This window comes from Mycobacterium uberis, assembly GCF_003408705.1.
GTDB classification, from domain to species: Bacteria; Actinomycetota; Actinomycetes; order Mycobacteriales; family Mycobacteriaceae; genus Mycobacterium; species Mycobacterium uberis.
Genome location: NZ_QAYL01000049.1, coordinates 1 through 8,233, shown reverse-complemented (window position 1 = coordinate 8,233; position 8,233 = coordinate 1). Strand labels below are relative to the sequence as shown.

The window sequence follows — 8,233 nt, the reverse complement described above, 5'->3', positions numbered from 1 at the left end:
ATAAACACAACACTCGATTTGACGAAACTCAAATGTCAATTTTGTCCAACATGCTGACCCCGATAGCGTTCAAAAACCTTAGGCCAAGTGGGCATGAAAGCAGGCAACCGCGATTCCGCGAAACCCGGGGCGGCCCAGAGTCTCCGGACACATCAAAATGGATCAGTTCACCATTGATCGCTTTCTGCGTCTTGTGCTGGGCAATCGTCGCTGTAACGGGTTGCGAACACTCCAGCTTCTGCCGCTGCGACTTGTTCCGGCGATGGTAAACCCCAGACATTACCCACAGATTCGCCTAACAGTGCGATACGATGTTCATCTCCATTAGCCAGTCGACTCATTTTGTCAAGGATGAAAGTGTATTGAGCTGACTGAGCCTTCTGTCGCGCCAAGTCAGCGATTACCAAGATCTCAGATGCGACTTGTGATTCACTCATCCACGTCACTCTCTTCGAGAGCTCGACATGGTCGACCCGGCCATCCATTAACACCGATACCGAAACAGTACGTGGGGGATTCGTCACCGTGAAAATTGCGATCTCTGGTGCTTCTTGTTCGTCATCCTTCTCGCCCTGACCGTGGGTGTTGTCTACGTTAGTTCCGCTGTTCGGGGTCCCCGCTGATGCGAAGCCAACAATCGGGTCCATAGTCCAGTGTGCCGAGCCATCGGCACCCCAAGGATCCTGAGTATCGAAATCATCGCTGTCAAAGCTATTTCCAGGTAAGACTACCACAGCATTCCTTCTGAAATTGATTGCCACACAGGATAAAGTCGACCTGGACAGCAAGCGTAGATTAATCCGAGCAGGCACCCGTTGGAAAGGCGTTGTGACCTAACATCTCGCGCAACAACCCTAGTCAACCAAACACCGAGCTGATGTTCTTACCGCATGTCTCATCGGTCTCATGATATGTGTTCCCTGCGGCTCGCAAACTCTTAGCGAGACAGACACTGGCCGCATGCAAGGATGAGCCAAGAGCGTTCCGGGTATTCTCATACATTTTCAACGTATTGTTGAACTGCGAGCAGTACGAACCATGAGTGGTCTCCACTGATTTACCTAATCCAGCGGCAACATCGATTCCCGAGGAGGTAAGGGCCGCCACATTTTCATGGCGCAACGCCAGGACATCCAGGAGTTCAGGTTGAACTGTCAATTTATCTATCATTTATCGTATCCCTTCCATCTAACACTACGCTTGCTAAAACACTAGTTTAGCAATGACCTTAACTCGCTAATTAGGTTTTAGACGACGTGTTGCATCACCACCCGTGTACCACCGCCTGATTCAACTTCGACTGGTGCGCGCTCCGCATCGTCCGTACCCGCCGCTGCACCTTCCGAGTACTTCTTCGTCTTCGTTGTCGCATCTTTCGATTTCGCCGAAGAGGGGCACATACTGCCCATGCCTTGGGAGCCACCCATGCCTTGGGGGCCTTGTGCGGAAACCGGCTCTGGCTTCCTGCCGAGTTGCTCCGCAGAGGTCTCGGCCGGACCATCACCTCGGGGACGCAGCCCCTGCCGAACAGAGGCAACATGCAACTGAGCCACTTGCGGCAAGCCGGCAAGGCCAGAACCGCCCGCAATGCCGACCAGGCTAGGCAAGTCGGCTGAGCTCGCTAAGCTTTCCGCACTAGTCAATCCAGACGAACCGGATAAACCTGCCGCGCTGAACAAGCCAGTCACCTGGGACAGGCCGCTGGTCGCGCTACTCAAGCCAGGGATGCCCCCAAACAAAGAGTGCAGGCTCGACAACCAATGCGAGAACAGTCCAGAAATCAGTCTGGAGATCCACCCGGCGAGTTTGTCCCAAAGGTTCTTCAGGCCCGCTAGCGCACCCGTTATGAAATGCCCCACTTCTTCCAAAATAACCTTGACTATGTTCACCACACCCGAAATGTCCGCAACGGTGTCCGCAACGGCGGCCGCCAACAACTTCGCCAATCGAGCCAGTAAGGCCACAAACTTAGCTGTGTTGATCGCCGCCTTTACAAGCAAGTAAGCAAGCCCGCCGCCCACTGCGGCCATGGCGGCTGCGCAGACCTGTGCCTGGAAAGCAGCTGACATGGCATACCCAACAACAGGAATGTAGGTCATGTCCACAGCCACCGAACGCACGGATTTGAGTGTCCAGATCGCACCTTCCAGAACGTCGCGTGCCGTCTGGATCGCGCCGGCCTCGTCATGGATCAGACTTATGAGATCACGATCCAGATCCGCCAGCTCCTGGAAAAAATTCACGTGGTTGTGGTTTTTGCCTGCATATTTATCCGCAGCAGAACCCAGCCAACTGTCACCAGGAAACGCAGATGCCAGATCCTCGAGAGCTTTTTCGAAAAACGATAGCGAAGAGTAAAGTATGCCCCCGTCGTTGGGTACTCCAATTCCCAAAAGGGCACGTAAACCCTCAATGGAACTTATCGTTGGATCGATGATGAACGCTGCGCTCATGCCTGCCACCTAAATCCTATACAGTCGGCGATTTACGGACATATTTCGTTGTCCTGCATTGTTACAGGCCAGATTTAGGGATTATGCCCTAAGACTGCCACGCTCAGCAGATATCAACCATATTTCACAAAGTGTTAAGAAATCATATTACAATAATAGACGTTGTTGGGTCATATCGCAATCATGTTCTGTCATTGATATCTCTAAGAAAATATTTTTAATTTTAAGAAAATCTTTAATAATTTTTAGAGATATCGTTGAAATTTTTTAAGAAATTTTTAATATATCACTAAATAAAGCTATCACTAAACAAAATCTTTAAAATACTAAAACATACAGTTAAAAACTTCCATTAACTATAACCATATTTAAGTTTAGAATCAGTCATCAATTTCGAGTTCCGTCTCTATTAAAGATAGCGTAACCACTACAATTTATATATATGAATATATATAAATATATGCACAACACAATAAATTCTTAACACTAAACTACTTTAGTAGTGAATTATTTTATAGTGTATTGAATAATTTCGAGCTTTATCGAGTCCCAAATATACACCATCAAATCCTGACAATGTGGACTGGATTGCCATTACCGGCTTTAGAGCTCAATAAAATTTAATCGAATTTTTGGCTGACAGGCCTGATCATAGAGATTCACCGCGCATTACTTGCAGGGAGGCATATCGACCAACTCGATTCACTAGTAATGACCCCTCGCCCCACCCCTTGCTCCGGATCTTTAAATCCGATCATACCAACGGTTCTCCCTTCTCAGGCGTTGAGTCCTGCGCGTCAGTGACGACGATGCCTGAACGTGACGCCTGTCGTCCAATAGACGTTCGCTACCGGTTCATAACCAAAAGTTGTCAAGCTCGTATGCCCTACCATGGCTCACGGTCGGTGAATCGGAGCGGTAGCGGTGACATAGTCCGTTCCAGACTAGGTAGATCTGTGCCCGTTTTTTTATTTATTTGGTCCACCATTGTGAGAGTTGAGGGCAGAGTGATCGTCAGAAGATCACATGCCCCGCACGATTAGGCCTCGTTCGACGATTTCTTCGGGATACAACCCGGCAAAACTATACAGCAGCATGGTCCCGTCGGCGACATCGTGAAAAACGCGTCGTAGCGCTCATGCCCAAAATGCTTGAAGACGCCGGTGCTGACGATACGGTCGACGGGCTCATCGCACTGCTCCCAGCCCTGCAGCAAAACTCAACTTGAAGCAGGAATTTTCGGACTTTGCGATCGATTGCCTGATGTGATTTAACCTGGTTGCGGCTCAGCGCAAAATCCACAGCATTAACATCGCAAGCGTAAGCTGTGCGCAATCATTAGGGCAACTCCAGCCTCAGTCAACGTCGAGAAGCGTCATGTCTGGTTGTAACTCAAGCTTGCCTAGCACGAGATCGATCTTGGCAATCTGATCTTCTTCCAACCGTCATGTCGTCGCTTTCGAAATATGCATAACTATACGTCTGGGTTGGGTCAAGAAACAGCTGGAAGAAGTCGGCAAGAAATCGTAATGTGCCTGCACGTTGTCGAAGTGCGGAGTTAAGTCGTCCGTTAGGAGTTCGGGCGTTGATGACTCCTGTTTGCACAACCTAGGCTACGGTGCCAGACAGGATCAATCCGGTGACCGCTATTCCCATTCAATGGTACCGGGTGGTTTACTGGTGATGTCCAGCACCACGCGGTTAACCTCAACTACCTCATTAGTGATGCGCGTCGAGATGCACTCCAGCACTTCATAGGGCACCCTGGTCCAATCAGCAGTCATGGCGTCCTCGCTGGATACCGGCCGCAGTACGATCGGGTATCCGTAGCTGCGGCTGTCTCCTTGCACACCGACCGAGCGGACGTCGGCCAGTAGCACTACCGGGCATTGCCAGATCTGGTGGTCCAGACCCACCGCGGTCAGCTCCTCACGCACGATCAAGTCGGCTCGCCGCAGCGTGTCCAGCCGCGCGGCAGTCACCTCCCCGACGATCCGGATTCCCAGGCCAGGACCCGGAAATGGTTGACGTGCAACGATTTCCTCAGGAAGGCTCAACTGTCGACCGACCGCGCGCACCTCGTCTTTGAACAGCAGCCGCAGCGGCTCGACGAGCTTGAATTTCAAGTCGTTGGGCAAACCACCGACATTGTGGTGACTCTTGATGTTCGCGGTGCCGCTGCCCCCGCCAGACTCCACCACATCCGGATACAGTGTGCCCTGGACCAAGAACTCAACAGGTTTGTCCCCCGACACATCCCGTACTACATCCTCGAATACCCGAATAAACTGACGGCCAATGATTTTACGCTTGCCCTCGGGGCTGGTAACACCCGACAGTGCCTGAAGGAAGGCTTCAGCTGCGTCGACGGTGACCAGGTTGGCTCCGGTGGCGGCGACAAAATCACGTTGCACCTGTGCACGCTCACCCTCGCGCAGCAGACCATGATCGACAAAGACACAGGCCAACCGGTCTCCGATGGCGCGTTGCACCAGCGCCGCGGCCACCGCCGAATCCACACCGCCGGACAGTCCGCAGATCGCATAGCCGTTGCCGATCTGAGCACGTACCTGTTCGACCAGCACTCCGACGATATTGGCAGTCGTCCAATCCGCGTCGAGTCCAGCGAAATCGTGCAGGAACCGACTGAGTATTTGCTGCCCGTGCGGAGTGTGCATCACCTCTGGGTGATACTGCACTCCAGCCAGACGCCGATCTGAGTTCTCGAAAGCGGCTATCGGGGAACCTGCGCTACTAGCCACCACATCGAATCCGTCCGGCGCAACCGTAACCGCGTCACCGTGGCTCATCCAGACCAGCTGAACATCAGGCAAGCCTGAATGCAGATCACCGCCAAGGACTTTCAGCTCCATCCGGCCATATTCGCTGGTACCGGTACGGGCGACAGTCCCGCCGAGTGCCTGCGCCATAGCCTGAAATCCGTAGCAGATTCCGAACACTGGCAAACCAAGGTCGAACAGCGCCGGATCAAGCTGGGGAGCACCTTCAGTGTAAACACTAGCCGGTCCACCGGAAAGCACAATCGCCAGCGGATCACGGGCGGTAATCTCCTCGATCGAAGCGGTGTGCGGAATTACCTCGGAAAAAACACGTGCTTCTCGAACCCGGCGAGCAATCAGCTGTGCATACTGCGCACCGAAGTCGACCACCAATACGGAACGACCCGAAGGATCGACCTGATCGAGGTCAGCAGAGTCGGACACGAATAGTCAGTCTAGAGGCTGGCAACAGCTCCCGATGCAAGTAACAACACACAGGACTGCCTCGCAATCGGCTCACACCGATAGCTACCTGTTACTTCCCCTCGGTATCAGCCCACCGAGAGTGAAAACGCGGCGCGCAGTGCGTCGATGGCATTCGCGGTCGCCGGTGAAGTTAATGCCCCACAGGGCAGCCCTGCGCCCGACTTCGGCTCCCCGAAGCGGGCGGGGACAAAGGCTGCAGTACTGACGGTGACCTCCACCGAAGGTTCACTGCGAGATCTAACGAGACGGCCTTGAGTTACGGCAAACTCAAAAGGGCAGCCGTCGATCTCGACGTGGTATGTCATATCCGAACCGACTGCGTTGGCCGAGTTGCAATCCAGCAATATTCCGGTAAAAACCGTTTAGTGACAACACTGGGCCACTGTCAAGGAGGCCCAGCCGATCCAGGCCAAACCACGCAACGCTGCCCAAGATGAGAAGCACCTGCTAACAGCCAATATCGCTGAGAGTGCAGAAAGTACGCCCAATCGGTGCCGGTAAATCGGAACGGTCTACGAGCCCAGCTTCTTGCAGTTCTCTCAGTTACTCAGCGAGCAGGGTAGTTGCGATACAGGGCAGCTCGACGTACAAATCACCTTAACGGCGCGGTCCACCGATCAGTCCGCACAAAATAAAAATGTCCATCGCTGGCCAAAAATGTCAAGCCGGCGCGCGATCGGAACAGTTCTGATTGTAAATCCTTTTATTCGACACAGTATTGTACTATCAATACAAGAAATCTTTTTCTACTATTAAATCTATGTTTGTCTTATAATTTTAACGTATTATCATACTTGCTAAACTCTTGCTAAACTGGTTTTTCCAATCTTTCGGAATCGTCCGAGCCCTTGCGCCTACCGTCATAGGCCTTGACGTATTTGTCATCAGCCTCGACGCTACCATCGTCAACGTCGTACTGCCCACTCTGTCGCGTCAGCTCGGTGCCTGACACCGCACAACTGCAGTGGACCATCGACGCCTACCCACTAGTCATGCCTGGCCTGCTACTCTTGGCTGGATTCCTTAACGACTGCTACGGCAGGAAGGATTGACTAAAGCTCCGGGCTTGCAGTATTCGCGATCATTTCTGACATTGCAGCGCAGATCAATTCGGCGGATACGCTGATAGTGCTGCGCACTGCCATGAGCTTGGGCACGGCAATAATTTTTCCCGGCCCCATTAGGACTGATCACCAACATCTTTACCAACTCGGTACCGCGCGCCAAAGCGATCAGACTATGTGCGGCCATAGTGGACATCGGGATAATGGTGATGCCGATCAGCCGTAGCTGGCTACTCTAAAATTTCTGGCTTAGAGCAATTTTCTAGGTGAACATACTAACCGAAGTATTGGCCATCATCTGCGGAACCCTATTCGTTCCATCCTCGCGCGACCCGGCAGCTTCTGCATGTCGACATCCCTAGCTTAGCCCTGTGCGCGATCGGAAACAGCGAATTACCCTATACACCAATCGAGGCATCCAGTTCGGGATGGACCAGCCCTCGGGTCGAGAAAAGAATTTACCTTGGCAGTAAAAGTTCTAGTAGGGTTCGTGCTGTAGAAGCGACGCAACATCTATCCTATGCTGGACATATCAATGTTCTTCAACCACCGATTTTCCGACGGCCAGTCGAGCAGTAATCACTGACTTTTCGACATTGCTCGGATGCATCTTCTTCATAACCCCGTACTTTCAATTCATCAAATACTACAACGGCTTTAAGATCAGGGTGCGACTGCTTTCGATCGTCGGATTGATCGCGCTAACAAGAATCTGGGATTCCAAGGATCGTCGATCGGGCTGGCAACACCACCATCGTCAACGCCAGCCTAACCGTGTTTGCCACTGACCTGACGTGGGCGTCTATGGTGGATGAAGCCACGCTCTTATAGTCAGATAGCCATGCAAATGCTTGTTGCTCGGAGACGGCTTCGGCCTGACCATAGCTCCGGACACTGAATCGATCGTGAGATCCCTATCCGCCAACAAGTCCGGAGTCGATTTGGGAGTCAACGACACCACACGCTAACTCAGAGGAACGCTGAGCGTAAACATCGGCGGCAGCATCTTTGCATCGGTGTACTCCGGCCGTCTTGGCTCGGAATCTACACTAAACAGGCTGCTAGCTAAGGCAATGCAAAGCTCAATGTCATTGTCATACAAAGTGATCTATCAGATTCCCGAGGAACAAGCCGGCCATATCCGCGCCACTGTCAACCATGCATTCCTGGATAGTCTACAGGTAAGCGTGCCGACATGCGTGGGCATCGTGCTGATCGCAGCGATTGTCGTGGGCTGGCTTATACCGTACCAAAGACAGGCACATCAACTGGCAGGAAGATCCGACGAGTAATCGCGTATTGGTAACCGGGGTTACCAATAGCTGTCGCACTCCGAAGCATACCGGGTATTGATCGACGAGTGTCGACTTGCTATATAGCATATCACACTTGAAAAGTATATTCCTAGTTTTGTGTGCTGGGAATTCGTTGAGTAATTGTCGGTTTGGTG

At 52.2% G+C, this 8,233-nt stretch carries 6 protein-coding genes and 1 pseudogene; 1 reads left to right on the top strand and 6 read right to left on the bottom strand.

Annotation, left to right across the window (positions count from 1 at the left end; translation table 11 throughout):
- Nucleotides 1-167 precede the first annotated feature (167 nt).
- From MUBE_RS14555 to MUBE_RS15285, 6 genes and pseudogenes are all read right to left on the bottom strand, one after another.
- The gene (locus tag MUBE_RS14555; protein WP_424399109.1) at nucleotides 168-755 is read right to left on the bottom strand and encodes a secretion protein EspD; all 588 of its coding nucleotides are present in this window, start codon (nucleotides 753-755) and stop codon (nucleotides 168-170) included.
- A 103-nt stretch (nucleotides 756-858) separates the two neighbouring features.
- Complete coding sequence (locus MUBE_RS14550) at nucleotides 859-1,170, bottom strand: ESX-1 secretion-associated protein (protein ID WP_116541077.1); 312 nt, start codon at nucleotides 1,168-1,170, stop codon at nucleotides 859-861.
- Nucleotides 1,171-1,247: 77 nt separating this feature from the next.
- Entirely contained in the window at nucleotides 1,248-2,453 is a 1,206-nt protein-coding gene (locus tag MUBE_RS14545) for an EspA/EspE family type VII secretion system effector (RefSeq protein ID WP_116541079.1), read from the bottom strand.
- Nucleotides 2,454-3,493: 1,040 nt separating this feature from the next.
- Nucleotides 3,494-4,060, bottom strand: a pseudogene (locus MUBE_RS18700) (class I SAM-dependent methyltransferase); the annotation flags it as partial.
- A gap of 39 nt (nucleotides 4,061-4,099) precedes the next feature.
- Nucleotides 4,100-5,677 carry a glutamine-hydrolyzing GMP synthase gene (guaA, locus tag MUBE_RS14530; RefSeq protein WP_116541075.1) on the bottom strand — a complete coding sequence of 526 codons (1,578 nt, stop codon included), beginning with the start codon at nucleotides 5,675-5,677 and terminating at the stop codon, nucleotides 4,100-4,102.
- Between the two features lie 107 nt (nucleotides 5,678-5,784).
- Nucleotides 5,785-6,024: a hypothetical protein gene (locus MUBE_RS15285; RefSeq protein WP_133297138.1), complete on the bottom strand. Its 240-nt coding sequence runs from the start codon at nucleotides 6,022-6,024 to the stop codon at nucleotides 5,785-5,787.
- 1,862 nt (nucleotides 6,025-7,886) lie between these two features.
- Between MUBE_RS15285 and MUBE_RS18695 the strand changes: the two genes are divergently transcribed.
- Nucleotides 7,887-8,075, top strand: coding sequence for a hypothetical protein (locus tag MUBE_RS18695; protein ID WP_243633096.1), 189 nt, complete (start codon nucleotides 7,887-7,889; stop codon nucleotides 8,073-8,075).
- Nucleotides 8,076-8,233 lie beyond the last annotated feature (158 nt).